This window comes from Imperialibacter sp. (assembly GCF_040222815.1).
GTDB lineage: Bacteria > Bacteroidota > Bacteroidia > Cytophagales > Cyclobacteriaceae > Imperialibacter.
The window spans coordinates 30,670-56,277 of record NZ_JAVKCH010000012.1; the positions used below are offsets into that span (position 1 = coordinate 30,670).

The following is a 25,608-nucleotide window of genomic DNA, read 5'->3' on the forward strand; positions in this document are numbered from 1 at the left end:
CCAAAGCATTACACCTTTTTGTTTTCCTTTTTATCGTACCAAAGCTGCACCAGCCCCGAAGGGAAAGTCAGACTTTTTTTAAAAGCCAGGTTTTGCTCCGGGCGGCCGCCTTTGAAAAGCCTGATGCCGCCGCCTAGTAAATGTGGGATGATAGAAACGATTACCCTGTCAATAAGAGAGTGCCTGAGCAGTTCAAACACCAGGTCGCCACCACCGTCGCAGTAGATGTCCTTGCCCTTTTCCTTTTTGAGTTTTTTAATGAGAGCCGACAAGTCATTAAAGTACTCAACGTTTTCATCCCTGCCGGTTCTGCTATTGGATAGCACCCACACCTTTTTATCCTTGTGATGAAAGTCTCCTCCAAATGATAAGACTTTATCGTACGTCTTCCTGCCCCAAATGACCGTGTCGATGCCAGCGGTGAATTCCGCATAGCCATAGTCTTCACCAGGCACTTCTACCTGTGACAGGAAATCTATATTGTCGTCTTCTTTGGCGATGTAGCCATCCAAGCTCATAGCGATGTAGAGATTTATTTTGCGCATAATTTAAGTTTTTTGACAAAGGTCGGTAAGCTGTTGTTACTTGAATTGTAAAAATCGGACATCAGAAAAGTACATTTTTTGCCTGCCGCAATTCGCCCGGTGTCATCCCGGAAAACTGCTTTGCATCGTGGATAAAATGCGCCTGGTCGAAATACCCGGCTTCATGGGCGACGTCTGTGAGACTCCATTTGGCCACTTTCAACAACTCAGAAGCTGAGAGAAATCTTCTCATTTTGATGTATTCTTTTGGCCCCAGGCCCAAACACTGGTCATACTTTCTAAGTAATTGCCGATGGCTGAGCCCTACTGCCCTGGCTAGCGAGTCAACGCTGACCTGGGCCAGCGATTTTTCAATAAGTGTCAGAGTGGATTGAAATGACTCTTCAGCTCTATAGTTTCGACTCAATTTCTCAATAAGAAACTCCTGAACGGCTTGCACCTTCTCCTCGTCGGACAAAGCAGCCTCGACTCTTTGTTCCATCTCTTTCGCCGCTTCAGCCTGCGATTTACCAATGTCGCTCAAACACACTGTTTGGTTGGCTACAAGTGACATTGGAACATCGAAAAAAGGCCAGGATCGACCCGGGTAAAACCATATGGTAATAAAGTGAACCTGCTTCGGGCTGGAAATATCCATAAAGCAGTTCATTCGGGACGTGATGAAGCTACCGCCATTTATTTTTCGTCCATTCACCTCAAATGAATCAGCGGTGTCGCCAATATTGACGAACAGTTCAACACATCCGTCAGGAAGTACTCGTGAATGGGGAGGGCGCTCCCCCGTGCCAGGTGCCTGCATCAGGTAAATCGCCTTAACAAAGGGACGGAGTTGCACTGGTATCTGGTAGTTTTTTAAATGTGTCATAAGCGACAGACCTAATTGTGACCCCGGGAGACGGTTCTATGACAATTTTTTACAATGTGTATAGCAGACACATTTCTGCTATTAACTACTTTGCGCACCAAGTTTGGTAATGCCCTTTCGGGGCAGCAACGTTTAACGTTGCACGGTTGATTAGGTTTGGTAGCCCGGCGGTCTTTTAGAGCGCCGGGCTTTTTTCATTTGTTCTGTTCGGCTCCAGGCAAAGCTCTCGGTTTCTTCACCAGCTTATGGTTGATTGATATAATCCTTAAAATATTTTTCTAGTACAAAAGGAGGTTGGTGCACGTCCGGCTTCCTTTCGAAAGTAGTTGGGTCGTACTCCATTGACACAATTGTTTTGGCTGTAAGCTTCAGCGTATCGTCGGTTCTCCTTTGCCAGCTGCTTAACAGGCCCATCATTTCCCTCACTTTTACCTTGTGCTCCTTTTCACCGGCCAGATTGACTAGTTCATCAGGGTCATTTTCAAGGTCGAAGAGCTGTGTGTAGTCGATCATCGGATATCGTATCAATTTCCATTTTTTGTCTCGCACTGCCCGATGCGTACCCCTGTAGGTGGTGAATAGTGAGGTTCGAACGCCTCCCTCTTTGCCCATAATTACCTTCGAAAGGTCTTTTCCATCCACTCCCTTAGGTGGCTCTACACCTGTCAGGTTGCAAAGTGTAGGGAAAATGTCGTAGAGGTATACCAGAGCATCGCTGGTTTTATTGGCTGGCAAACCAGGGCCGGCAAACACCAGGGGCGCTTTCATGCTGTGCTCATACAGGTTTTGCTTCCCCACCAGGCCATGGCTTCCCAGCGCTAGCCCATGGTCAGCAGCGTACACTATAATGGTGTTCTCAGCAAAACCGCTTGCCTCCACAGCGGCAATAATGTCGCCTATCCTGTTGTCGGCATGGGTAATCATGGCGTAGTATTCCCTCAGCTGATCCTGGATCATCCCAGAGTCTCTTGGCCAGGGTGCCAGGTGCTCATCTCTTACCTGCATTTCATTTATTTCCCCAAAATTGAATGGGTGCCAGTGCTTAAAGTTGGCAGGTAACGGAATGGTGTCTCCCGCATACTGCTCCAGGTATTGTGGCAATGGGCTTCTCGGGTCGTGAGGGGCTGTGAAGGCTATGTAAGCAAAGAAAGGCTTTTCGGCTCCTTTTTGTGAGGTAATGAAGTCTATCATCGCATCAGCAAAAAGATCAGTAGAGAAGCCTTTTTCTACAGGCTCTGTAAAAGTGGAGTCATTCACTTTGTCACGGACAGCGGTATTGAAGTGATCATCCATTCCGCCGAGAAAGACATTCTTGCCCTGTTGAAACGAAGCAAGAAAACTATCGCCTCCATTGTGCCATTTGCCGGTTCCAAAAGTAGTGTAGCCATTGGCGGCCAATACCTGAGGTATGGTGGTAACGGTATCGAGCTTGTCGTACACATGGTAAAGGCTTTTGCCACTCATGAGCATGGCTCGGCTCGGGGCGCAAACTGCTCCATGAATGGATCCCATGCAGTAGTTGTTGGTGAAGCGCACACCACTTTTCGCAAGCGCATCCAAGTTGGGTGTTTTAATAATTTCGTTTCCAGCTGCTCCGAGCGCATCTGCTCGCTGGTCGTCGGTAAAAATGAAAACAATGTTGGGCTTTTTAGGCTCCTCTTTCTTTTGTGAACATCCTACCAGGGCTTGACAAAAAAGTAGGGCGGCGAGAGCACCGACACTAAAAATTGAGCAATATTCTTTCCTCATGGCTAAAAATAGAAAACCATCCACATTTATAAATGGCTTCTTGCTAATATTTGACATGCCTAATTCTATTTTATTCATTAAACTGTGATATAATCGTTAAGTATGAAAGCAGTATTTGGCAAGGTCGCTCTTTTTACCCTCGTGGCGGTTGTCTTCTTTTGTCTGGGCCAGTATGTGTCGCTAACAAATGAGGAAACGATTAGCTGCGACAATATTATCAAAGCAGGTGAACTGATAGGCGTGCCGCTTACCCGTGCCGAAGCCGACTCCATGCTTGAGGGTGTTGCCTCACAGAGGGAGAGCTATCTTTCGATGCGCAAAAGCCCATTGACTAACGACGTGGTGCCTGCCATGCAGTTTAATCCGCTCCCATTGGGTTTTCAATATCAAAGCCATTTTAAAGGACTAAAGTTTGGTGATTACACTGGCACAATGCGACCTACGGCTGATGAAGAGCTGGCGTTTATGAGTATTGGCGAACTGGCTGAACTCATTACAACCAGCCAGATTTCTTCTTTGGAGCTTACCAAATTTTACATCAACAGAATAAAAGCACTGGATCCAAAGCTGCATGCGGTAGTAACATTGATGGAAAGCTATGCGCTGGAAAAAGCGGCAATTGCTGATGAGGAAATTTCGCAGGGTAATTACAAAGGTCTTTTGCATGGAATTCCTTTTGGTGCGAAGGACTTGCTGGCCAAGAAAGGCTTCAAAACCACATGGGGGGCCATGCCCTACAAAGACCAGGAGTTTGACGTCGATGCGACTGTTGTCGAGCGGCTGGAAAACGCTGGAGCAATTTTGGTGGCAAAAACCACACTTGGGGCTCTTGCCATGGGTGATATTTGGTTCGGAGGCAAAACACGGAATCCGTGGAATACCGAAAAGGGGAGCAGTGGCTCATCGGCGGGTTCGGCTTCGACGGTTTCAGCCGGGCTGCTTCCATTTGCTATTGGTTCGGAAACGCTGGGTTCCATCGTATCGCCGTCTACAGTCTGCGGTGTTACCGGACTAAGACCCACTTATGGCAGGGTAAGCCGCTATGGAGCGATGGCCCTAAGCTGGAGCATGGACAAGCTGGGGCCATTGTGCCGCAATGTGGAAGACTGCGCTATCGTGCTGGCCGCTATAGGCGGGCCCGACGGAAAAGACGCAATGGTGCTGGATTTTCCTTTCTACTTTGAGCCAGCTATCGACCTGAGGGCACTCAGAATTGGTTACGTGAAAGACGACTTTGACAAAGAATACGCCTTTCATGACCAGGACAGCGTGGCGCTGCAGGTCTTGAAAAAACTCGGGGCGGAGTTGATTCCAATTGAATTACCCAACCAGCCGGTAGGGGATATGACCATCATACTTTCGGCAGAGGCTGCGGCTGCCTTCGAGGAATTGACGTTAAGTGGGCGGGATGACCAGTTGGTGAACCAGCTAAAGTGGGGCTGGCCCAATAGCTTCAGAGAGTCCCGGTTAATTCCAGCTGTAGAATACATCCAGGCAAACAGACTGAGAACACAGCTTATTCAGGACATGACCAAAGTTTTTGAGAAAGTGGATGTATACCTGGCTCCTTCCAGAGGAGGCAGTAACCTAAGAGTCACCAACCTGAGTGGCCATCCGTCGGTGGTATTGCCTAATGGCTTCTCTGATGACGGCACTCCCACGAGCATGACCTTTACCGGCCGACTATTTGATGAAGGAACAGTGCTGGCGGTGGCAAAAGCATACCAGAATGCTACAGACTGGCATAGCAAACATCCGGTACTTGATTGATGTAATATCAAAATAATATTTTGTTTTTAGTCCCTATATCGGCGTATTTTATTCGTTTTTAATAATTACGCCCAAAATACTTCTATTAAATTTTTCCGAGAATATTTGTGAAGGTGACAAAAGTCACCTTTTCTGTTTTGTAGCGTCATACCCTCCCCTTGTTCCCGCCTATACCTTAGCATCATCAAAATGTTTCACCAAAACCAATTAGAAACATGAAAACGTTGCTAACAATTACCGCCCTCGTATTTCTGACTGTAGCCGCCACAGCCGGGCAGCCATTTAAGGCAGAAAAGGGATCAAAAATTACTGTAGCTGGCACCTCAACTATGCATGACTGGACGATGGTTTCAGAAGAAATTCAGGTTGAAGCAACCATAGCTGACGGAGGAGGAACCGTTGAAGGGTTGAAACTAATCGTGCCGGTTACCACACTAAAGAGTCATAAGAGTAGCATGGATGACAATGCTTACAAAGCGCTGAAGTCTGACAAGAATCCGCAGATCATTTTCAACCTGAAGACATCACAAGCTAAAGGCGCATCACTTCTGCAAGGATTTGGTCAACTGACTATAGCTGGGGTAACCAAAGACGTCAGTCTTGACGGAAAACTAGAGGCCCTGGCGAATGGTAAATACAAAATCACAGGTTCCTATACGCTCGATATGGAGGCTTACCAAGTTGAACCACCCTCTTTTATGTTTGGCACAGTCAACACAGGAAAAGAGGTAACAATCTCGTATGAAATTATTCTTTCTAAATAAATAAAAAAAACCAATAAATGTCCCTTATTATGAAAACGCTAAATAAATTTTTTGGGATACTGATTGTCTTAGGACTATCCGCATCCAGCACATTGATGGCTCAGCAACCTGACCTTCAATTCTTCAGAACAAATGACGCAAAAGGCCTGAATGTATTTGAAACCACCAAAGCCGACACGGTACCTTTTGACGGCTTAAAAGTAAGAGTAGGTGGCGATTTTGCCATCGAATTTCAGGGCATTAACCAAACGAACTCCCTGGACAGTCTTTTGGACTTGGGTACCAACTTGAACCTTCCCACAGCCAACCTGAACCTTGATGTTCAGTTGTCTGACGGTATGAGGATGCACTTGAGAACCTACCTTTCTGCCAGGCACCACAATGAGTCTTGGGTAAAGGGTGGTTACATCCAAATTGACAAGCTTGACTTTATTAAGCCAGACTTTGCAGCCAACCTGATGAAAGTAGTAACTTTTAGAGTAGGTTTGGATGAGATCAACTTTGGTGATGCACACTTCAGAAGAACTGACAACGCCAGGGCTTTATATAACCCTTTTGTTGGCAACTACATCATGGACTCTTTTACCACCGAGGCCTTCATCGAGGCAAATGCCCAAAGCAACGGCTTCATAGGTGTGTTGGGTATTTCTAATGGCAAGTTGAACCAGAGCGTGGTTCTTACACCTACGACCGACAACAAAATTTCCTTCTATGGTAAAGTGGGCTACGACAAGCAGTTCAACGATGACCTTCGTTTCAGACTTACAGGTAGCTGGTACATGAACAGTGGTTTATCTACAGGCTTTTACCTCTACGGTGGTGACAGAGCAGGAGATAGGTATTACAACACATTAATCTCTCTTGCTGAGGCAGCCAGTGGAGTGAATGCAACAAGTGCATATGCCAATGCCCGCTTTAACCCAAGATTCCGACAAATGACTGCCATACAGATCAATCCATTCCTAAAGTATCAGGGACTTGAGTTGTTCGGCATCTATGAAATTGTATCGAACAGTGAAGACCAGGGAAATGGTCAATATACTCAAACAGCAGTTGAAGCAATCTACAGAATTGGCGCTGCCGAAAAGGTATTTGTAGGAGGCAGATACAACTCCGTAAGTGGAAAAGCAACAGATGCAGCCACTGCTACCCAGAAAATTAACCGGATCAACCTTGGTGGTGGCTGGTTCATGACTGACAACGTGATTGCTAAACTAGAGTATGTTAATCAGCAATATGCTGAAGGATGGGCTGGTAAATATGACGGCGCCGAATTCAAAGGCATCATGATCGAAGCAGCCATAAGTTTCTAGTTGATTTTTGGTAAATTAGTGATGGAATGCCTGCTATGCAGGCATTCCTTTCTCAGTTTGATATGAAGCTCCTTCTCTTTGTAATTAGCTTGTACTCCTTCATCTTCAGCAATGGAGATGAAAAAAGAATGGTTGCCTGGGTGATAGAGCCTTCCAGTACCCTGGTTATTAATGGGGCTTCCAATGTCAATCACTTTACTTGTGGAATGTCGTCGTACCAGTATGCCGACACGCTGGAGCTTGCCGAACGGACGGCCTCATATATCAAATTTTCCCCTAACAAACTATCACTCCCTGTTGTCGATTTTGATTGTGCGCACAAAATGATTACCAGCGACTTTCAGGAGACACTGCAAGCCGACGTATATCCTCAAATCGGCGTAAGCTTTTTGTCGTTGAACGCCGCCTCACCTACGATCCCGGGCGTCACAAGCTACGATGCCGTGGTGCTCATAGAGCTTTCAGGAAGAAAACGAGAGGTGAGTATTCATTTCGATTTTTGGGAGAAAAGCTACAGCCTTTATAATCTGGTGGGGTCAAAAACTCTGCGTTTTACTGACTTTGAGATGGTGCCTCCGTCAAAGATGATGGGCCTGGTGAAGGTAGCTGATGAGCTTACCATCGACTTCAATCTGGTCATCCGGCCGCTGTAGTCGTAACTCCTTACGGATTGATTTTCAGTAATTTATCGAGCTAGCCTGCATTGGTTTTCAGTCGCTTTTGACTATTTTCATGGAAAAGCGAGTCCTATGAAAACGAAAAGGGCAATTTTTATCGTCGGCTTGATTTTTTACCAGGCTGCAACAGCACAAATTGGAACCAAAGTAAAGGAACAGACAAACCAGGGAGTAGTTGGTACATGGGTTAATAGCGAGTTTGGCTACACCATGACATTGCTGCTGCTCGACAATGGCTCCGGTGAACTTGATGGTGAATCTATTACCTATACTGCAGGTGAAAACAGTTTAGCGATCAAATTTGCCACCGAAGTAGTGACCTACCAGTATAACCTGGCGGGTGATCAGCTAACGCTTTCCGGAGGCGATTTGGATGCGGCAATCAATTTCGGGAAAAGCGGGGCCGAAAGGCAGGCCACTGGCAATACACTGCCGACCCAGGCTGCTGACCCTCCAGCAGGCTCAATCGTTGGTAAGTGGGAAAGCCAGGGGCAGGTGCTCGACTTCATGGCCAGCGGCAAGGTAGTGATCGACGGCAATTCCTTCGACTACCAAACACAGGGCACCACTGTGATACTTTCCACGCCACAGGGTGCAGTGCAGTTTCAGTACCAACTGGGAGGAAATACTTTGACATTGACCGGCCCTGGAGGAAGCCTTATCTACAACAAATTTGAGGGGAATATGCTGCCTGCCGGGCAGGCTGGAGTCTCCACAAGCTCGGGTTCCGCTTCAGCCGAACTCTCAGGGAAATGGTGCTATGTGAATGTAACCGGCACAGGATCAGGCGGCTGGACTACCGACGAGTGTATCATTCTAAATGCAAACGGTACCTACGAATACTACAGCGAAAATTCGGGCAGTGCGACGGTGACCAATCAATATGGAACGCAGATAGCCACAGGCGGGACAAGTTCGCAGACTTCCGACGCAGGCACGTGGAGCTTGCAGGGAAATATGTTAGTCGCTAGTTCTAGATCCGGGGGCAGCCAATCATTTGCGTTCGAGAAACGAAATCATCCCAAAAATGGAGATCCAATGATTGTGCTTAATGGCCGTACGTATGTGACTTTTTACCAGAAACCGCCTTGGCGGTAAAGCAGTCTACCTTAGAAAACGTTGAAAAAAGTACCGAGCCAGCCAAGTATAACGCTAAATAGAAAAAGTAGTAGTAGAGTAATCATAATGCTAATTACGTGTTTTTTGCGAAAAGGATTTTAAAACTTTAGCTGTACAGACAGTTAACACTATTTCTTTGCAGTCGCTTTGACTTCATTTTGTGATCCGAGGTTACATTCCTTTGTCGACTTTTTTCACCGCCGCTAGTGGAATAAGGCCAGCCATATATGGTGACATACGATTTTCCCTTTATTTTCGAAGGTCAAATAAACAACTATGGCTAGAGATAACTGGGGAAGTAAGTTTGGTTTTGTAATGGCCGCTGCCGGCTCCGCTGTGGGCTTAGGCAACATTTGGAGATTCCCTTACCTGACAGGAGAGAATGGTGGCGGCGCTTTTGTATTTGTCTACTTTATCTGCATCCTTTTAGTGGGAGCCCCATTACTTTTTAATGAAATGGGGCTTGGTCGTTTCTCCCGAAAAAACCCTGTGGGTGCATTTAAGGATACAGGAGGAAGTAAGTTTTGGGTTTTTGGTGGAGGTATATTATCCCTGTGCGTAAGCTTCTTTGTGCTCTCCTATTATGGTGTTATTGCGGGCTGGACAATCGGGTATATGTATACTGCCCTGTTCGATATTCCGCTGGATTTTGACACTTTCCGGGCTAATCCGGTGGCAATTTTACCACTGTTTGGCATATTCATGGCGGCGTCCACACTTATCGTTTTGGGGGGCATAAGCGGAGGTATCGAAAAGGCAGCCAAGATCATGATGCCGGTGCTGTTTCTTTTGCTAATTGTTGTAATTATCAGGAGCGTAACGCTTCCCGGGGCCATGGCAGGCATTGAGTACTACCTTGTTCCGGACTTCAGCAAAATCGGAGGTGGAACTATTCTGGCCGCTCTCGGTCAAGCCTTTTTCTCTATGAGTATCGGCTGGGGCATGATGATCACCTATGGCTCTTACCTGTCAAAGGACAGTAACATCGTCAGCTCAGGCCTGTGGGTAGGTATTATGGATACTGGTGTGGCACTGCTGGGTGGCTTAATGATTTTTCCGGCGGTGTTTGCTTTCGGCATGCAGCCGGATCAGGGCCCCACCTTGGTTTTTAAGATACTACCAGTCATTTTCGAATCGTTACCTGCTGGCGGCAATATCATAGGGGCTTTTTTCTTTCTCCTGCTTTGCCTGGCTGCTCTCACGTCTTCCATAGCAATGATTGAAGTGCCTGCTTCCTTTTTCATCGACAACAAAAACTGGAGCCGGAAAAAGGCTGCCTGGGTGGTAGGAATTGCCGCCACAGTAGTGGGACTGCCATCTGCACTCTCCAGCGGTGGGGCCAGCATATTCACCAATGTTTCTATCACTGTATTTGGCAACACCTATGCTGGTGTAATGGACATCATGGACTTCTTCTTCGGCACGTTCTTCATTGTGATCGTGGCATTGATGACCTGTCTTTACACTGGTTGGGTCATGGACATCACCAAGATATCGGATGAAATAGCTGAGGGCGCTCCATTTTTCAAGAAAGAGCTAGTGGCGGGCATCACTCCGGCAGCCATTTGGCGATTCTTCATTCGCTTTGTGTGCCCGGCGGTTATCGGATTGGTGCTGATTAATATGATGGGGATATTCTAAAACTAAAGAGTGCTCCGGGAAGTGCTAATCAACACCTTCCCGGAGCGCTGGATTTCTACTTCTTAGGCGCTGGGCCTAGTCCTTTCTTAGGATCATCTTTTCCCTTTGCAGGATGCGACGGCTTTGTTTCAGCAGGTTTTTCTTCCTTCTTCTCTGAGGTCGTTTCCTTTACTTCCGTTGCGGCTACCTTTTTCGCTGCTTCTCCCAAATAGGCTGGCAACTCAAGGCCTGCCATTTCAAAGATTTCCTTCAATGGAGGCACCGACTGGTACATGCCCGAAAGGAAGTTGGCTGTCGACGTTTTGCCGTCTTTGCCAGTGCCCGAATCCCAAACGGTGATTTTCTCGATCTGGATATTCTTGATGGCTTCCGACTGTAGCCTCACCAGCTCAGGTAGTTTTTCGGCAATGATAAGCATGGCGGCATCTTTCGAACTGTTGCCAGCTGCGTTCACTATTTGTTTCAAACCTTCGGCCTGCTTGGTCAGTACTTCATAAATACCCCTGGCCTCAGCTTCTCGCCTCATAATAATCGAATCGGCCTCACCTTTGGCACGGCGTCTGATCATTTCGGCTTCGGCCTCGGCGGCAATTTCTACCTTGAGCTTGTCTATCTCCGCCGGCACCACAATGTTGGCCGTCTGGCTGGCTTTGTCTCGCTGTGCTCTGGCGTTTTCCGCTGCTTGCTCGGCTGCATACGACTCCTCCAGCGCTTTGGCTTGCTTCACCTTTTCGGCGGCCATCGCTTTTCTGAGTGCTTCAGCTTCTTTTTCCCTTCTTTCGGCTTCAGAGTTGGCTATATCAATTTTGGCCTTGTTTTCACCTTCCACCGCCCTTGCATTGGCCTCAGAAGTTTGGATTCTTTCCGTCTTTTGAGCTTCGGCCTCACCAATATTGGCTTTTGCCAAAGCTTCCGACTCGCCCACTTTAGCGCTTGAGTCGGCATTGGCAATTTGAATTCGTTCTTTTTGCGCTGCATTGGCCTCACCGATTTTTGCCAGGGCGTTGGCATCAGCCACCTGCACCCTCTGATCCTGGTGCGCCATTGCCTCACCGATGGATCCGTCTCTGGTTTTTTCGGCCACGCTTTTACGGGCGTCGTTAATCGCTTTGGCGGCCGCTTCTTTTCCAAGCGCCTCTATATAGCCCGACTCATCTTTAATGTCGGTTACGTTTACGTTGATAAGCTTAAGGCCAATTTTCTTTAATTCTGCCTCCACATTGCTGGCAACGTTCGCCAGGAACTTGTCACGGTTGCTGTTGATCTCCTCAATATCCATCATGGCCACTACAAGCCTTAGCTGACCAAAAATGATGTCTTTGGCAAGGTCATGAATATGGTCTTTGGTTAATCCGAGCAGTCTTTCAGCCGCATTTTCCATCACGCCGGTTTCTGTAGAGATACCCACAGTAAAGCGGGAAGGCACGTCAACCCGAATGTTTTGCTTGCTGAGTGCATTGGTAAGGTTCACCTCTATCGAATTAGGGGTGAGGTCGAGAAAGGCGTAGTCCTGAAACACAGGCCACACAAACGCAGCACCACCATGGATACACTTAGAGGAGCTGTGGCCGTCGGTACCGCCGCCCACTTTTCCGTAGACAACCATGACCCTGTCGGAGGGGCATCGCTTGTAGCGACTAAAAAATGTGATAAGGATGATAAAAACAAAGAGGGCCACAATGGCCACTACGGGTAATGCGAATACGCTCATATTCAGCTAAAGTTTGCGGTAACTAAGAGTAGATTATTGTCTATAACATCACTGACTTTCACCACTTTGCCCGTTTTAATATCGGTCTCATCGTCGGTGATTGCCTCAAGGGTTCTCAGCGAACCCTGTACTTTTATCTGGATTTGGCCTATGCTGTTTCGCTTTGAGGCAATAGTAAGGTACACCTCACCCAGTTTTCCTTTTGCATTGCTCATTTTCAGGTTGCCGCTCTCGTCAGCCTTCGAAAGAAAGTAAAAGATGCTGGCCATAATTAACATCATTGCCAGCCCGGCGACCGAGGAGGCTACCAATGACCAGCCATCCGACATTCCGCTATCCAGGCAGGCTATGCCGGTCCATGAAAAAATGGAGAAGAAGGCCACAAGGTTTTTCAACGTAAGGAACTGAAAAGGAACACCGGTGTCGCCGTCTATTTCTGCATCGGTAGACAGATCGTCGCCCATATCGCCACCGCCAATGAGGGTCATCAGCATCTGCAACAGGAAAAAAAGAGTGAATGGAACTGCCAGCGACCAGTATATTTTCTGCAGCAGGGTAAGGGTTTCCCACCAATTGGTGTATTGCTCAATCATTCTTTTTGAACCTTAGGGTTGAAAGGTTCAGTAAAATACGAAGTGTTGAGAAATTTCCTATTATGAAAAGAGAATAAAGAAAGTATTGGAAGCAAGATTTATGCTTCCACTTTAATGCTGTCGTTACCAATCAATATCGGCTGACCAAACCTGCCTTCTTCGTCTCTGTTTTCCAGGTTGAGTACGCCACGAGGGCAAACTGATGAGCAAACGCCGCAGCCTACGCACGATGAGCGAACGATGTTTTGGCCTCTCTGGGCATACCAGCGTACATCTATTCCCATTTCGCAATAGGTGGAGCAGTTGCCGCAGCTAATGCACTGTCCGCCATTGGTAGTAATGCGGAAGCGGCTTTTGAAGCGCTGCACAATGCCAAGATAGGCAGCCAGCGGACAGCCAAACCGGCACCACACCCTATTGCCCATCAAAGGATAAAAACCGGTGCCCACCACGCCAGCGAAGCCAGCACCGATGTAAACACCATACACTTCTCTGAGTGTGTAGCTGTCGATCACACCCAGCCAGGAGTTGCCCGACCAATAGGTGTACAGTACGCCGCCAGTCATCACAACAGAAAAGGCCAGCACTGCATGGATCATCCATCTTTCGATTTTCCATGCCTTCAATGATTTATCGGAAAGCTGACGGAAGGGGTCGCCCAAAGTTTCGGCCAATCCACCACAGCCGCACACCCAGGAGCAGTACCATCTTTTGCCAAAGAAGTAGACAAATACAGGCACAGCAATGATGATCAACGCAATGCCCCAGCCTAGCATAAAGATGCCCAGGCTGCCTGAAGAGATAAGCTGGTTGAGCTCATTGTCAAAGAAGAAGTCGTAGTCGAGCGGCCAGATGTTTTTAAAGTCGAAATAGGGTTGGTTAAGCCTTAGGAGTATTTCGGGAATAAGGAAAGCGAAAGCTGTTTGAAAGAACATCACGGAAATCGTGCGCATGATCTGGTATTTGCTGTGCCGATATTTAATGAACATGCGCACTCCCATCACGAGAATACAAAGTGTGTAAATGAAGCCGTAGAGGAAAAAACGGCTGGCGTCACTGTTCTTTAGTAGCTGACTCACTGGATCGACCATAATGATCCATTCGGTCATGTATTCGGGGAAGAAATACAAAATGATGTAGAAGACAATAAGGAAGCTGCCGAGCATGATGCCAAGCCAGCCTTTGTTTTTCAAAGCACTGTGGAAGATGCCATTGTTCTTAATACCTGCCGGGCCATCAAGTTTGTTTTTAGGTAGCAAATACATCATTGCCCCAATAATTGGTAGCAGGTAACAAAGGACCAAAAAGAGGCCGGGGCTAGACTTGATTGGCCCGTGAGAGGCAAGTTTGGTAGCCTCGTACCTGATATCTCTGGCTTTGTAGCGGTCGATACCTACCTCACTGATAATGCCATAATCGTTGATCGTGTTGGCCACTGACATCAGGTCTTTCTTCAGCGCTTCTCTGGAATCATATTTTCTCCCCTCCAGCCAGTTGCCGTATTCCTCCATTTTTCGTCTCTTGAATATAGTGCTGGTGTTGATCTTCGGGTAGATGTAGTTCAGCATTTCAAGGGAGAAAGTGTAGGGAGGAGGGCCCAGCTCGCTAACTAATAGATTTATCTCTGATTCCTTGAGGGCAAAGAGCATCATTTGCTGCCTGTTGTAGGTGTTGATGCCTTTTTGGATGGTGCCGACAAACCCGAAATTCGTGCTGTATTCTGTGTCGACTATCTCCGGTGTGAAAGTGAGGATACCTTGGGTCTTTCCCTCGTGAGCAACAACTTTGTCAAAGTCACTCCTCGAAATTTTGTAGTCAGCCATAAAGAAGCTGGCCAGAAAAAGGCCAAAGCCAAGTATGAAAAGTGCCAGCCCGGTTAGTTGTATTGCTCTCATCTCTTTCTTCCTCTTGCTTTAGAAAATACCAAACAGCTTTTTCTTCTTTTTCTTTTCGATTTCGAAATAAGGGAACTGCGTCGAAAACGCCGCTCTGATCTCCTGCTCACAGGTATCAAAAAACTCCGGATCAAAATTGGCCTTCTCCAGTTCGTTTATCACTCTATCTACTTTTGTTTTCTGCCTGATCAAGCCGTCCCAAACTTCGTGTCGCTGCCGGATGCCCATGGCATTCATGCCGAGCACTGTGCCGGTTGCCTGATCAAAATTAATTCTGATGCCCTTTTTCCCGGCAGCATGCTCCCACCAGAACGAATCTACTCCTTCAGAAGCAAGGGCGGGCACTGAACCATAGGTCTGATACTCGATATCAAGGAACTTGGCAGAATTGAACCAAATTCCAGGCACATACCTGGTTGGTTTACCAGTCAGGGTCAGAGCAAGCGTTTCTCCCATCATGCGGCCTGTGTACCACACCTGCTCTATGGCTTTCCGGTGAGGTAGCGGGTTTCGTAGTTCCGCACAGTCGCCAATGGCATAAACATCAGGCAAATTGGTCTGTAGATGGTCATCGACCAGAATGCCACGCTTGGTTTCGACGCCGAACGACTTGGCCAGGTCAATATTGGCATGCACACCGGCAGTCAGTCCTACTACCTGGCAGGGTATTTCCTCACCAGTACTGGTAATGATGGCAGAAGCTTTCCCATCAGGCCCTGCTTTTATCTCCTTCAACTCAGTGTTCAGCCGGAGGTCAATATGATGCTCAACAATGTGCCTGTTGATCATGGCCGATTCTTCCGCTGGCAAAACCAAATCCCAAAAGCTTTTTTCTCGTACCAGAAAGGTCACAGGAATCTTTCGTGACGCCAGCATTTCCGCCAACTCAATGCCGATGAGTCCACCACCAACAATGACTGCTCTTTTGCAATTCCCGGTGTTTTTCTCGAGCGTCTCCAAATCCTGATAGGAGTAGAGCCCCTGCACCCCGGGGAGATCCTGGCCGGGCCAGCCAAACTTGTTGGGCTGTGAGCCTGTCGCCAATACTAGCTTATCGTACTTAATTTTTTTACCGGACTTCAATTGGAGGGATTTTGCCCCGGTTTCGATGCCAGTAACAAAATCGAACACCAGGTCAATCTTGTTCTTTTCCCAAAACCAGTCCTCGTAGGGTTTGGTGTGTTCGTATTTCATGTGTCCCATGTAGATATACATGAGGGCTGTTCTGCTGAAGAAGTGTTCCGTTTCCCCCGAAATGACGGTAATCTGATCACCTCCTTGCTTTCTCACATGCCGGGCACAGGTAATGCCAGCGATTCCATTTCCGATAATGACGATGTGTGCCATAAGTATGCTCCAAACTTAGCTAGCAGACCGCAATTGCTTTGTCTTAGCAGCGACCGAACCAGGCAGTGAAGATACAAAAGCAACGATTAGTTGTAACGTTCGATGCTTTTAACTTGATCAATATTTGGATGGAGTAACTTTAGAAGTGCAAACCAAAGCTATACCCGGGCCAGTACTGTACGTTGAGCTTGTCTTCCTTTTTTTGGAAAATTTCCTGGCTGATTTTAAGGTCCTGACTTTCATGGAAATACGCATTGAGTGAAACACCGGCAAACAGGTGGGGCCCTTTCTTCTTTCTGCGTAGTCCTATTTCAACATGCATTTTGTGCAGTAAACTAAGCTTCGGATCAAATTTCATCGTTTGGCTGAGGTACATTGTTCTGATACCTGCACTTAAAAACCAGCGAGCGTTCAATGTGTCGGCTCCTATCATAGAGTGTTTGTTGTAAAACACCTTCATAAACCCATAGCCCAACCCCCACTTTACCTGGTTTCTGAAGCCTTCGAAAGGATTGTATGCGAATATGAGTGCATTTTGATTGACTACTTTGAACCGCCCCGTAAAGGGCATTTGTGAAGGTGTGTAAGTGCAGTTTTGACAGTTGCCCGTGGTGCGTTCCAGCACAGCTGCAAACAGCTCGTCGGTGAAAAGCCGGGTGTGTACACCGCTGGAGCCAAAGTTAAGAGGCCCCACCTGCGTGCCGTACGTGGGCACGGAAGAGCCCTGGTAAGGACTCGGCTTAAAGATGTTGATCAAACCTATTTGCGTGCCGTGCACTTTCCTGGCTATGTTGATGAGGCCAACCTGCGTTCCGTCCATTTCGCTTGAAACATTCACCAGGCCGAGTTGAAAGCCCCGGTCGGGGCCCGGTGGTGAAGAGTTTTTGCCTTCCATTTGTACCGCACGGTTGATGGCGCCCAACTGTAGTCCGCTGAGTTCGCCATAAGTGTAGTTGAACAACAGGGAAGCCTGACTGCCTGTCATGCCACGAATAGCAATATTATAGAGCCCGGCCATTTGCACTCCGAAAACTTGTTTGCCAGCCATATTCCCCAGCCCAGCCAGCTGAAAGCCGTGCACGTAGCCATTGTTGAAGTTGAACCCGCCTGTTAGCTGGATGCCTTCGACGTTGTTTCTGACAAAATTGAGGAGCCCGGAAAACTGGATGCCCTTTAAGTTGCAGGAAAAACCTTCGTTGACAATGGAGAGCTCTTCGCCATCTGTCAGATTAAAGTAAGCCTGGCTTCCGATAACGTTGGCCAGCCCTGCCATCTGGATGCCAGTGCTTGAGTTGGTGTTGATATTTGAAATGCCGCCCAGTTCAAAGTGGTGGCTACCTGCCGACATACCGCCGAATAGGTTAAGGGAAAATCTATTGAAATAGAAGCCGCTTTCGAGTCCATTCGTGCCTATGCCCGGAAAAAAGGAGAGCTGGAATGTTCTTTCCTTGTACCTGCTTTTGGCTGGTTGACTAAGCAGATCGCCGTAGACTGCACAAATGGTGAGCAGCAAAAAAATTACTCTATTCAAAGCTTTATCCTTTACGTGTTTAACCTTCAGATAAAGGACGACCGGAGGCGGAGAGAATTACAGAGGAGGTGAAAATGGGCCTTACTTGCCCTTGTGCCCTGGCAGAAAGTTGAGGAGGCTTTCGAGGGAGAGGAATCTTTGGTCTGCTACCACCCAACTGGTGGCATTTCCCTCAGTTTCTATAGTAAGCTTAATTGTTGCGTTTGCATCGCCAGGCAAATAGCCATGCCTTTCCAGTGCCCGTTTTGTCCAGTTATGGGCCTGTGAATTTCCAGATAAAGAAAATGTTGTGCCTTCTTTTGTTGGCAACAGCACTCTGCCATTTAACAGGTCAAACCCAAACCCTTCGTGGTACAGGCTTTCCTCTAACTGTCCGTTTAGTGCCAAATCCTCAGGCAGTCCCTCAACCAAAGGACTATTGAAATTGGTCAGCCAAAGTCTGTCAGCAAACTCCATTGCCAGGTGAAAATCATGTGTGGATACCACAACGGCTTTTTCTTTTTCAAGAGCAAGTTGTCTGAGTAGCATAAATATTTCCACGCTATTGTTAAGATCGAGAAACGCCGTGGGCTCATCGAGGATCATCAAGTCGCCGTCTTGCGCCACCGCTCTGGCTATCATAGCTTTCTGGTACTGGCCGTCACTCAGTTCGCCTACTTTTTTATTCAGTAGGTAGTTGATTTTGGTGAGAGCGACAGCGTCATTCACGGCTGCCCTGTCTTCTTTTGAAAGCAAGCCGAGCCAGTTAGTATAGGGATGGCGGCCCAGTGCCACCAACTCTTCTACGGAAAGGTTGCCGCCGCCCACCTTTTCAGTGAGGACCAGGCTAATCTTTGTGGCCAACTCCTGGATGCTGTATGCTTGAACAGGCCGATGGGCAAGAAGAACCTCGCCAGATAGCGGAGGCTGCAAACCGGCGATTGTTCGCAGCAGCGTTGACTTTCCAACGCCGTTTTGCCCCAGCAGGCAAACCACCTCACCGGGGTTGATGTCCAGGTTGATATCTTTCAAAAGCGGGGTAGGGTGGCCTTTTACGAAGTAGCCGACACTCAGTTGCCGCAATTTCATCACCGCTCTTTTGTTAGCCATCATAGTGAGTACCTGAGGTTTCGTTTGCTCACAATGATCCAGATAACAACGGGGCCGCCGATCAAAGAAGTGACGGCGTTGATGGGTAGCAACTGCGATGTGCCTGGCAGCTGAGCAATCAAGTCGCAAAAAAGCATGGTGCCTGCGCCCATCAGGCAGACCAGCGGAATAAGCAGCAGGTGGTTCGAAGTCGGAAACAGCATGCGAACCATGTGAGGCACGGCAATGCCTATAAAGGCAATAGGCCCGCAAAAAGCAGTGACGCTGCCTGCAAGCAGGCAGGTGCTGATAATGATGGTAAGTCTGGCTCGTTTGATATTGAGTCCCATGCTTCGGGCGTACTGCTCACCAAGCAAGAGCATATTGAGTTGCTTGGCCGAGGCAAAAGAGAGCAACAGACCAATTGTGATTACAGGCGCAAAGATTTGCATTTCCTCCCAACTAAGTCCGCCTAGACTTCCGAATGACCAAAGCATATAAGCCTGGATGTCTTCGGCCTGGCTGAAGTATTGCATGATGCTGACGAGCGCTCCTGTGGTGCTGCTAAACATCAGTCCTACGATGAGGAGGCTCATGGCGTCACGCAGTGAGCGGGCCACGGAGATAACGGCGATCATGACAAGAATGGCTCCGAGCGCTGCGGCAATTACCTGAGCACTGGCAAAAAGCTGCCCACCCAGCTGATGAAGCCCCAACGACGCCCCGCCCAGAATCAGCAGGGCAGCACCAAGGCTGGCACCGGAGCTGATGCCAAGCACAAATGGCCCAGCCAGAGGGTTCCTGAAGAAGGTCTGCATTTGCAGTCCGCTGATGCCTAAAGCGGCGCCAACCAGAATGGCAGTCAATGCTTTCGGGAGCCGGAAGTTGAGAATAATTTCCTGCCAGGCTTCGTTTTGGCTGGTAAAGCCAGATACGATTTTCAGTGCGTCAAATGCCGGGATCACCACCGACCCCAGGGCCAGACTGAGAAGGAAAAGAACGAAAATCACAAGACTGAGAAGCACGAAGTACTTCCACCATTGCTTCCACGACTGTTGGATGAAATCCCTAAGCATGGCACAGATTAGGGTAATTTTCTGTAAAAATAAAGTTTGTGGTCGGGTAGGAGCCCAGGATGCATAATATGTATCAGGTCCGCCAACACAATATCTGGCCTGCTATATCCCTCCTCCAGATAGTTATTTCCACCCTTTTTGTTCAACTGATTGTCGTAGTTGTAAACGGCGCCGTTTTTCCAGGCACTAAACAAACCGTACCTGCTTTCTTGCGCCTTCATTTCCTGCAGCGTCGTGAAGGAGGCCACGCCAATCCAGTAATCTGCTTTCAACCCTTTTTCAAAGACAGACTCAAAACTTAGTTCCAGCCAACCATTTTCGTCTGTTTCTTTCCAGAGGTAGCTCCCCCCGGCATCTTCAAAAAAAGCAGCACCATAGTTCTTGCCACCCGGCAGAAACCAGGTCTCGCCATACACCACGCCGGTCAGCACGGTTGGTTTTGCTTCGGCTTTCTGCGCTTCGGCTTTTAGTCCCAGATAGTTTTTTTCGATCACGGAAAAAATGGAATCAGCCTCGTCGAGCTTATCGAAGAAGGCGGCTGTGAACTTAATCCATTCTGCACGGCCAAGAGGCGTCGTTTCGAGGTAGTCGGCATTGTAGAGCATGTCGATGCCAGCCAGCTCCAGCCTTTCGTCAGTTGATCGGTCGTTGCCCATGGAAAAGGTAAACAATGCTTCTGGCTTCAGGTTGAGGCAGGACTCAAAGTTGACCCCGGCACCGTCCCCAATTTCGACCAGCTCTCCACTTTCGAGCCTGCTCCGGAAAACCTTGGAGTATACATAGTCCGCATTGGCAAAGCCCTTTAGGCTGGTTTCTTCTCCTATCGCAGAGAAATGAGGGAGGTGAGTAGTGCTGGTGGCTGCCGCTTTGCTTAGAGGTACTTCCACTATTTTGTAACCATCAAATGGTGCCCCGGCATTGACTTCTTTATCGACCAACGCATACTTGATCGCCTTTCCGGCACCCTTCCACGGCTGCTTCACCACCACTTCCGTCCAACCTGAGTGCTGGGTGATGACAAGCCCACTTGCATACTTTATGTAAGAGAGTTGGGTTGGGTTATCGGCTGCTGTTTCTGTCTTTTTTTGCTGGCAGGAGAACGTAAGCCCCGCTAAAAAGGAGATGAAAAGAAGTGTTTTGTTGAACATGGTGCGGCAAAAATAAAACAATCCGCCCCTTTTGGGAACGGATTGTATTTTCATTTAGAATATTTGCTCGTTGGGCAGCGGAGCTTTTATCTGATCTTATTGCCTCCCGCCAGCATGGTGGCATATTCTTTTATTTCTTCGTAAGTATCTTTTTCAAGCACCGCTTTTGCGTCGCCCGACTTTGGTGGGTTGTACACGCCTTTGGATTCCCACCACTGTAGCGCATGTTTCTTGGCTTCGTTGGTATCCACCTCGAACTGCTTTATGCAAGTGTCGCATACAAGCCAGGTCTGGTCTTTTTCAGCCGTTTTTTCAAAAATGATCCCTCTCATTTTTGTAGCATTGGCATCTTTCTGCTTAAAGTGAGCAGTCGTATACCCAAGCGTTTCGGGCTCGACCATCTTATGATCCCAATATTCCTTTGAGCTAACTACCTCAGAGGTAGTAAGTGCATATCCTTCGTTGTACTCCAAAAGGGTTTTGCAAATTTTGCACTGTGAAACAGGAGTTTTTTCCTTTTTACCAAATAGCTTTCCAATAAACGACATCGTAGTATTTTATAATTCTAGTTCTCGACCTAAACCAATGTAATGACGCTTTAACAGGGGTTGAGGTTGCGTGCACCACTCAAATTTCTTCCAAATATACCCTCAACGGGCATAAAGGTTACTTGAAACGGTATTAAAAAGTGTTAAATAGGAGAATTTTTACAGAATCGTTTTAACATCATTACAATTATTGCGTATTTCGCATCGACCGTTGGTTTCTGCCTCAACTCATCAGCAGTTGTAGCAGAATTAAAAGGGAACCCCGTTAAAATCGGGGGCTGTCCCCGCAACTGTAAGCCTAAAAAGGCCTCTATCAAAAAGTCACTGTTCCGATAAACCGGGGTGGGAAGGCGATAGACGGGCCAGGCGAGCCAGGAGACCTGCCATAGTCAAACAATTCAAAGCTTTCGGGTGAAAAGCGGCGGATGATCTGAAAAGGCCGTGTTCCGGCTTCACATTTCATTCCACCTTATTCCCTCTACTGCTTTGAATTAAGTTAACAAACTGGGCTTGCCCGTTAATTTAATTCAAAGAGATGTATGCAGTTGGTATAAGGGTGGTCGGGCTGGTAGCCTGCGTCATCCTTTTTTTGTTTGGTGCAAAAGGTCAGGAGGTTGCTACTGATTCTGTTCGCATGGGTAAAACCCTGGCGCCAGTGGAGATCAGTGACTCATGGCTTCACAGCTATGCAGTGGGAGGCCATTCGGAGCCACTCGACTCGATGGCTATTCAAGCCCAAGCAGCTGCTTCGTTAGGCAAGTTACTTCAGGCGCAGCAAGGCATTTACCTGAAGGAGTATGGCCCCGGTATGCTGAGCTCTATTAGCCTCAGGGGCACCTCCGCCAGCCAAACCTCCATGCTTTGGAACGGTCTTCCCATCAACTTCCCCTCCCTGGGCCAGGCCGATTTCTCGCTGATCCCTAATTTCTTTATCGACAAAGCGGAGGTTTTTTACGGAGGGGTAAGTGCTCTCGCCGGGTCTGGCGCTATTGGAGGTGCGGTGGCTGTCAGCGATAGGCTTGACAAAAACGTCCTAACCATTGGGCTAACCCAGGAAGTTGGAAGCTTTGGCACTAGCTTTTCAGGGCTGAAAGGCAAATTGTCGGGTGAGAGAGCTGGCATTTCGCTCGCTGGCTTTTATAAGAAATCTGATAACGACTACACCTACAGGAATCTGGCAAAAGCCGGGCAGCCGATTGAAAGACAATCGCATGGTGCCTATAGTGGCAAAGGCCTGAAAGCTGCTGCCTTCTGGAATCCCTGGTCAAAGGGTGTTTTTGATATGGAAGGCTGGCTGACTCACTATAATAGAGAGATTATTCCACCCTACACCGTTGCCTCAGTCGGCGACACTCAGGTTGATCAGTCGCTGCGACTGTCGCTGGGTTATGTGCACCGGATCCAGCCTTTGTTGAAATGGGAATCACGGGTTGGGAGAATCTATGACTTCATCAAGTTCAACGGGCTGGCCTCTGCCACCACTCAATACATGTGGAATAATAGTATCGAATGGATGCCGTTTTCCCACCTTCAGCTCCGGCTTGGTGGTTTAATCAATCATATGCTAGCTGACGTGCCGGAATACGGTGGCGATTTGAGTGAAAACCGATCCAACGTCTATTTAATGCTCAATTGGTTTCCAACATCACGATGGACATTGAATGCAAAGGCTCGTCAGGAAATTGTTGCTGGCATGTGGAGTCCAGTTGCTCCTTCGCTGGGAGCTGACGCTCTGGTTTTACGATCGGAGGCAGTTTCCCTCAATTGGCGCTCGCAGCTCTCCAGAAGCTATCGGGTGCCCACGCTCAACGACCGCTACTGGAGCCCTGGTGGCAACTTAAACCTGAAGCCAGAGCAAGGTTGGAATGCAGAATCTGGCCTCGATTATTCTGTCAAACAGGGAAAACATGCGCTAAAAGCATCTGCAACCGGCTTCGCTCACTGGATACAAGACTGGATTCTTTGGCTGCCACAGGTGGAGGGAAACTGGTCTCCTGTGAATGTGAGGAATGTGTTTTCCCGTGGCGGTGAGCTATCTGTTGGGCATGAATGGAGCGTCGGAAAATGGGTGTTGACCAACGGCATTAATTACAAACTGACCGTATCGCAGATCCGGGCAGGCTATTCTGGCGACGACAGCAACATCGGTCATCAACTGCCTTATGTGCCGCTGCACCATGGAAACTGGAGCTTTGGGTTGCAAACGGAGCCATGGCATTTTAATTCACAGGTTTCATTTTATGGCAGCAGGTATACGCTCGTTGATAACGACATCAACTTGAACGCCTATGCGCTCTGGAATCTGGAGACTGGCAGGCAAATTCAGGCTGGGAAGTCCCTTTTTGCGCTGTCGATCAAGGTCGACAATGTGTTGGGCACCCGGTACGAGAACCTGCAATACAGGCCGATGCCGGGTCGCTCATTCTCCTTTCAATTGAATTACACTTTAAATCAAGATAAAAAATGAAAAAGCTAGCATTATGGAGTTTAGTGGCCGCAGTTTTCCTAACCAGCTGTGGTGGTGACGACGAAGGTGATCCGAAAAACGGTGTGGGATCCGTGTATGTAGTCAATGAGGGTAATTTTAACCAAACGAACGGAAGCATCACTTCCTATGACCCGGAAAGCGAGGAAGTTTCTGCCTTTGTTTTTCAAACTGCCAACAGTCGACCCCTGGGTGACGTCGTGCAGTCGTTGTTTATCGATACCGACAAGACTGGCTATGTAGTAGTGAACAACAGCAAAAAAGTTGAAGTCGTGAACGCTGACTTTGTTTCAACAGCCACTATTGAAGACAACCTGGCCAACCCAAGGTACCTGATCAGAAACAAGGAGCGGCTTTTTGTCAGTAACTGGGGCACTTTCGACGAGAGCTATACCCTTGATCAGTCCTACGTCCTCATTCTTAATGCTGTGACTTTTGAGAAAGAGGGAGCGGTAAATACAGATGATGGCACTGAAAACCTGGTCTATGCCGATGGCTATGTGTATGCATCCAATAGTTTCGGAAACACAGTATCTGTAATTAAAACCAGCACCGGAGAACTTGAAACAACCCTCGAAGTCGGTTACTCGCCGGGAGAAATGGTGGTAGATGAAGACGGGGCCGTTTGGCTGATCTGCGGTGGAAGCTATCAGGGAAACGACGGAGCAATCTATAAGCTTGCAGCGTCCGCAGCTACCAAAGAGGTAGATTTGGAAGTTAATCCCTCTTCACGATTGTCAGTTAGTAAAACAAGTGGTGTGCTCTACTATATAGCTGGCACGTCGGCTGGAAGCTATCAAATGGAAGGGAAAGTGCTTCAAAAGGCGTTTATTACGATTGATGATGCCGTTGGCTTTTATGGACTAGGCTATAGCGAGGCCGAGGATGTTATCTATATAGCCGATGCCAAGGGCTTTCAGGGTAAAGGTACTGTTTACAGGTATTCTGCTGACGGAACAGCAATATCGAAGTTTGAAGCGGGGGTGGCGCCAAACGGATTCGTATTTAAATAGAACCATCACTTGCAACCCTTCAATTTGCCCGCAGTCTTTACTCAAAATGAACTGATAATTATGAGAAAGATAGGAGTACTTATACTTGGGTTGCTAATCGCCGGTCAGGTGTGGGCTGGAGAGGAAACAAGAGAGTTGTCTTCGTTCAGCAGCCTCGATATTGGCGGTGCTTTTAAAGTGACACTGAAAAAAACCGGCAAGCACAGGGTACTCATTGATGCAGATGACAACTTGATAGACAGAATTCGAACTGAGGTTGTAGGCAGCACTTTGAAAGTCTATATCAAAGACAATAATTTTAGGTCGAACGGGCCCATGAATCTGACCATTGAGTTTTCGAACATTAATGGCATGGATTTAAGTGGTGCTTCCACAGTTGTATGTGATGATGTCATCACCGCCTCAACATTCGAATTGGATGTGAGTGGAGCGGGTTCTACAAGGCTAATCGTAGAAGCTGACAGGCTAAGGGCCGACATGACAGGTGCTGGCACGCTTACACTAAGGGGGAAGGCGAGGGAGCAAGTCATTGATATAACCGGCGCTGGTAGTTACAATGCGGAGGACTTCGACTGCGACTACACCGAGGTGGAGTCTTCAGGGGCTGGCACAGCAAGGGTAGTAGCCAACAAAGAGCTTAGGGCTGAATGCAGTGGAGCAGGCTCGGTTCGCTACAAGGGCAATCCGCAGAAGGTATACGCCGACTCGAATGGGGCAGGATCGGTCAAAAGAATGAATTAATTGGGGAGG

General features: G+C 47.9%; 21 protein-coding genes and 1 riboswitch. Of the genes, 9 read left to right on the forward strand and 12 right to left on the reverse strand.

Annotated elements, in window-relative coordinates; all coding sequences use genetic code 11:
* Nucleotides 1-8: 8 nt before the first annotated feature.
* The 3 genes from RIF36_RS02960 to RIF36_RS02970 all read right to left on the reverse strand — a co-directional run bounded on the left by RIF36_RS02960 (nt 9) and on the right by RIF36_RS02970 (nt 3,216).
* Nucleotides 9-545 (reverse strand): dihydrofolate reductase family protein, encoded by a 537-nt coding sequence (locus RIF36_RS02960; RefSeq protein WP_350077141.1) that lies wholly within the window; start codon nt 543-545, stop codon nt 9-11.
* Between the two features lie 61 nt (nt 546-606).
* Nucleotides 607-1,410: a helix-turn-helix domain-containing protein gene (locus RIF36_RS02965; protein WP_350129797.1), complete on the reverse strand. Its 804-nt coding sequence runs from the start codon at nt 1,408-1,410 to the stop codon at nt 607-609.
* Between the two features lie 243 nt (nt 1,411-1,653).
* Nucleotides 1,654-3,216: a sulfatase family protein gene (locus tag RIF36_RS02970; RefSeq protein ID WP_350129800.1), complete on the reverse strand. Its 1,563-nt coding sequence runs from the start codon at nt 3,214-3,216 to the stop codon at nt 1,654-1,656.
* A gap of 45 nt (nt 3,217-3,261) precedes the next feature.
* On the opposite strand from RIF36_RS02970, the gene RIF36_RS02975 reads away from it, so the two are divergent.
* The 6 genes from RIF36_RS02975 to RIF36_RS03000 all read left to right on the forward strand — a co-directional run bounded on the left by RIF36_RS02975 (nt 3,262) and on the right by RIF36_RS03000 (nt 10,443).
* Nucleotides 3,262-4,929: an amidase gene (locus RIF36_RS02975; protein WP_350129803.1), complete on the forward strand. Its 1,668-nt coding sequence runs from the start codon at nt 3,262-3,264 to the stop codon at nt 4,927-4,929.
* Nucleotides 4,930-5,144: 215 nt separating this feature from the next.
* On the forward strand, nt 5,145-5,693 hold the full coding sequence (locus tag RIF36_RS02980) for a YceI family protein (RefSeq protein WP_350077151.1): 549 nt from the start codon (nt 5,145-5,147) through the stop codon (nt 5,691-5,693).
* Between the two features lie 29 nt (nt 5,694-5,722).
* Nucleotides 5,723-7,006, forward strand: coding sequence for a hypothetical protein (locus tag RIF36_RS02985; RefSeq protein ID WP_350077153.1), 1,284 nt, complete (start codon nt 5,723-5,725; stop codon nt 7,004-7,006).
* Between the two features lie 26 nt (nt 7,007-7,032).
* A complete protein-coding gene (locus RIF36_RS02990; protein WP_350077155.1) occupies nt 7,033-7,659 on the forward strand; it encodes a hypothetical protein in 627 nt (208 codons plus the stop codon).
* 96 nt (nt 7,660-7,755) lie between these two features.
* Nucleotides 7,756-8,781, forward strand: a complete 1,026-nt coding sequence (locus RIF36_RS02995) for a hypothetical protein (protein ID WP_350129806.1) — start codon at nt 7,756-7,758, stop codon at nt 8,779-8,781.
* A gap of 297 nt (nt 8,782-9,078) precedes the next feature.
* The gene (locus RIF36_RS03000; protein WP_350077159.1) at nt 9,079-10,443 is read left to right on the forward strand and encodes a sodium-dependent transporter; all 1,365 of its coding nucleotides are present in this window, start codon (nt 9,079-9,081) and stop codon (nt 10,441-10,443) included.
* 55 nt (nt 10,444-10,498) lie between these two features.
* Here RIF36_RS03000 and RIF36_RS03005 read toward each other — a convergent pair whose 3' ends face one another.
* From RIF36_RS03005 to RIF36_RS03045, 9 genes are all read right to left on the reverse strand, one after another.
* Nucleotides 10,499-12,154 (reverse strand): flotillin family protein, encoded by a 1,656-nt coding sequence (locus RIF36_RS03005; RefSeq protein WP_350077161.1) that lies wholly within the window; start codon nt 12,152-12,154, stop codon nt 10,499-10,501.
* 2 nt (nt 12,155-12,156) lie between these two features.
* Complete coding sequence (locus tag RIF36_RS03010; protein WP_350129809.1) at nt 12,157-12,747, reverse strand: hypothetical protein; 591 nt, start codon at nt 12,745-12,747, stop codon at nt 12,157-12,159.
* Between the two features lie 98 nt (nt 12,748-12,845).
* The gene (locus RIF36_RS03015) at nt 12,846-14,642 is read right to left on the reverse strand and encodes a 4Fe-4S binding protein (protein WP_350129812.1); all 1,797 of its coding nucleotides are present in this window, start codon (nt 14,640-14,642) and stop codon (nt 12,846-12,848) included.
* Between the two features lie 18 nt (nt 14,643-14,660).
* Entirely contained in the window at nt 14,661-15,989 is a 1,329-nt protein-coding gene (locus tag RIF36_RS03020) for an NAD(P)/FAD-dependent oxidoreductase (protein WP_350129815.1), read from the reverse strand.
* Nucleotides 15,990-16,128: 139 nt separating this feature from the next.
* On the reverse strand, nt 16,129-17,520 hold the full coding sequence (locus tag RIF36_RS03025; RefSeq protein WP_350129818.1) for an LA_2272 family surface repeat-containing protein: 1,392 nt from the start codon (nt 17,518-17,520) through the stop codon (nt 16,129-16,131).
* Nucleotides 17,521-17,601: 81 nt separating this feature from the next.
* Nucleotides 17,602-18,612, reverse strand: coding sequence for an ABC transporter ATP-binding protein (locus RIF36_RS03030; protein WP_350129821.1), 1,011 nt, complete (start codon nt 18,610-18,612; stop codon nt 17,602-17,604).
* Nucleotides 18,609-19,664 carry a FecCD family ABC transporter permease gene (locus RIF36_RS03035; RefSeq protein ID WP_350129824.1) on the reverse strand — a complete coding sequence of 352 codons (1,056 nt, stop codon included), beginning with the start codon at nt 19,662-19,664 and terminating at the stop codon, nt 18,609-18,611. Before RIF36_RS03035 ends, RIF36_RS03030 begins: the two co-directional genes overlap by 4 nt.
* An 8-nt stretch (nt 19,665-19,672) precedes the next feature.
* Complete coding sequence (locus tag RIF36_RS03040) at nt 19,673-20,866, reverse strand: ABC transporter substrate-binding protein (protein ID WP_350129827.1); 1,194 nt, start codon at nt 20,864-20,866, stop codon at nt 19,673-19,675.
* 32 nt (nt 20,867-20,898) lie between these two features.
* Nucleotides 20,899-21,360 (reverse strand): hypothetical protein, encoded by a 462-nt coding sequence (locus tag RIF36_RS03045; protein ID WP_151999671.1) that lies wholly within the window; start codon nt 21,358-21,360, stop codon nt 20,899-20,901.
* A 195-nt stretch (nt 21,361-21,555) separates the two neighbouring features.
* A riboswitch (cobalamin riboswitch) is annotated at nt 21,556-21,762 on the forward strand.
* A 133-nt stretch (nt 21,763-21,895) separates the two neighbouring features.
* Here RIF36_RS03045 and RIF36_RS03050 point away from each other — a divergent pair.
* The 3 genes from RIF36_RS03050 to RIF36_RS03060 are packed head-to-tail and all read left to right on the forward strand — an operon-like array spanning nt 21,896 to nt 25,599.
* A complete protein-coding gene (locus tag RIF36_RS03050) occupies nt 21,896-23,827 on the forward strand; it encodes a TonB-dependent receptor plug domain-containing protein (protein ID WP_350129831.1) in 1,932 nt (643 codons plus the stop codon).
* Nucleotides 23,824-24,858 carry a DUF5074 domain-containing protein gene (locus RIF36_RS03055; protein ID WP_350129834.1) on the forward strand — a complete coding sequence of 345 codons (1,035 nt, stop codon included), beginning with the start codon at nt 23,824-23,826 and terminating at the stop codon, nt 24,856-24,858. The genes RIF36_RS03050 and RIF36_RS03055 overlap by 4 nt, the downstream gene beginning before the upstream one ends.
* Before the next feature lie 60 nt (nt 24,859-24,918).
* Nucleotides 24,919-25,599, forward strand: a complete 681-nt coding sequence (locus tag RIF36_RS03060) for a head GIN domain-containing protein (protein ID WP_350129836.1) — start codon at nt 24,919-24,921, stop codon at nt 25,597-25,599.
* Nucleotides 25,600-25,608: the final 9 nt, after the last annotated feature.

What these genes read in the sequence shown, in the direction of transcription:
- RIF36_RS03060 (WP_350129836.1), top strand. Translation starts at nt 24,919, where the DNA reads ATGAGAAAGATAGGAGTACTTATACTTGGGTTGCTAATCGCCGGTCAG.
- RIF36_RS02975 (WP_350129803.1), top strand. Translation starts at nt 3,262, where the DNA reads ATGAAAGCAGTATTTGGCAAGGTCGCTCTTTTTACCCTCGTGGCGGTT.
- RIF36_RS02980 (WP_350077151.1), top strand. Translation starts at nt 5,145, where the DNA reads ATGAAAACGTTGCTAACAATTACCGCCCTCGTATTTCTGACTGTAGCC.
- RIF36_RS03050 (WP_350129831.1), top strand. Translation starts at nt 21,896, where the DNA reads ATGTATGCAGTTGGTATAAGGGTGGTCGGGCTGGTAGCCTGCGTCATC.
- RIF36_RS02985 (WP_350077153.1), top strand. Translation starts at nt 5,723, where the DNA reads ATGAAAACGCTAAATAAATTTTTTGGGATACTGATTGTCTTAGGACTA.
- RIF36_RS03045 (WP_151999671.1), bottom strand. Translation starts at nt 21,360, where the DNA reads ATGTCGTTTATTGGAAAGCTATTTGGTAAAAAGGAAAAAACTCCTGTT.
- RIF36_RS03055 (WP_350129834.1), top strand. Translation starts at nt 23,824, where the DNA reads ATGAAAAAGCTAGCATTATGGAGTTTAGTGGCCGCAGTTTTCCTAACC.
- RIF36_RS03010 (WP_350129809.1), bottom strand. Translation starts at nt 12,747, where the DNA reads ATGATTGAGCAATACACCAATTGGTGGGAAACCCTTACCCTGCTGCAG.
- RIF36_RS03005 (WP_350077161.1), bottom strand. Translation starts at nt 12,154, where the DNA reads ATGAGCGTATTCGCATTACCCGTAGTGGCCATTGTGGCCCTCTTTGTT.
- RIF36_RS03000 (WP_350077159.1), top strand. Translation starts at nt 9,079, where the DNA reads ATGGCTAGAGATAACTGGGGAAGTAAGTTTGGTTTTGTAATGGCCGCT.
- RIF36_RS03040 (WP_350129827.1), bottom strand. Translation starts at nt 20,866, where the DNA reads ATGAAAATACAATCCGTTCCCAAAAGGGGCGGATTGTTTTATTTTTGC.
- RIF36_RS03035 (WP_350129824.1), bottom strand. Translation starts at nt 19,664, where the DNA reads ATGCTTAGGGATTTCATCCAACAGTCGTGGAAGCAATGGTGGAAGTAC.
- RIF36_RS03015 (WP_350129812.1), bottom strand. Translation starts at nt 14,642, where the DNA reads ATGAGAGCAATACAACTAACCGGGCTGGCACTTTTCATACTTGGCTTT.
- RIF36_RS02990 (WP_350077155.1), top strand. Translation starts at nt 7,033, where the DNA reads ATGCCTGCTATGCAGGCATTCCTTTCTCAGTTTGATATGAAGCTCCTT.
- RIF36_RS03020 (WP_350129815.1), bottom strand. Translation starts at nt 15,989, where the DNA reads ATGGCACACATCGTCATTATCGGAAATGGAATCGCTGGCATTACCTGT.
- RIF36_RS02995 (WP_350129806.1), top strand. Translation starts at nt 7,756, where the DNA reads ATGAAAACGAAAAGGGCAATTTTTATCGTCGGCTTGATTTTTTACCAG.
- RIF36_RS03030 (WP_350129821.1), bottom strand. Translation starts at nt 18,612, where the DNA reads ATGATGGCTAACAAAAGAGCGGTGATGAAATTGCGGCAACTGAGTGTC.
- RIF36_RS02965 (WP_350129797.1), bottom strand. Translation starts at nt 1,410, where the DNA reads ATGACACATTTAAAAAACTACCAGATACCAGTGCAACTCCGTCCCTTT.
- RIF36_RS02970 (WP_350129800.1), bottom strand. Translation starts at nt 3,216, where the DNA reads ATGTCAAATATTAGCAAGAAGCCATTTATAAATGTGGATGGTTTTCTA.
- RIF36_RS02960 (WP_350077141.1), bottom strand. Translation starts at nt 545, where the DNA reads ATGCGCAAAATAAATCTCTACATCGCTATGAGCTTGGATGGCTACATC.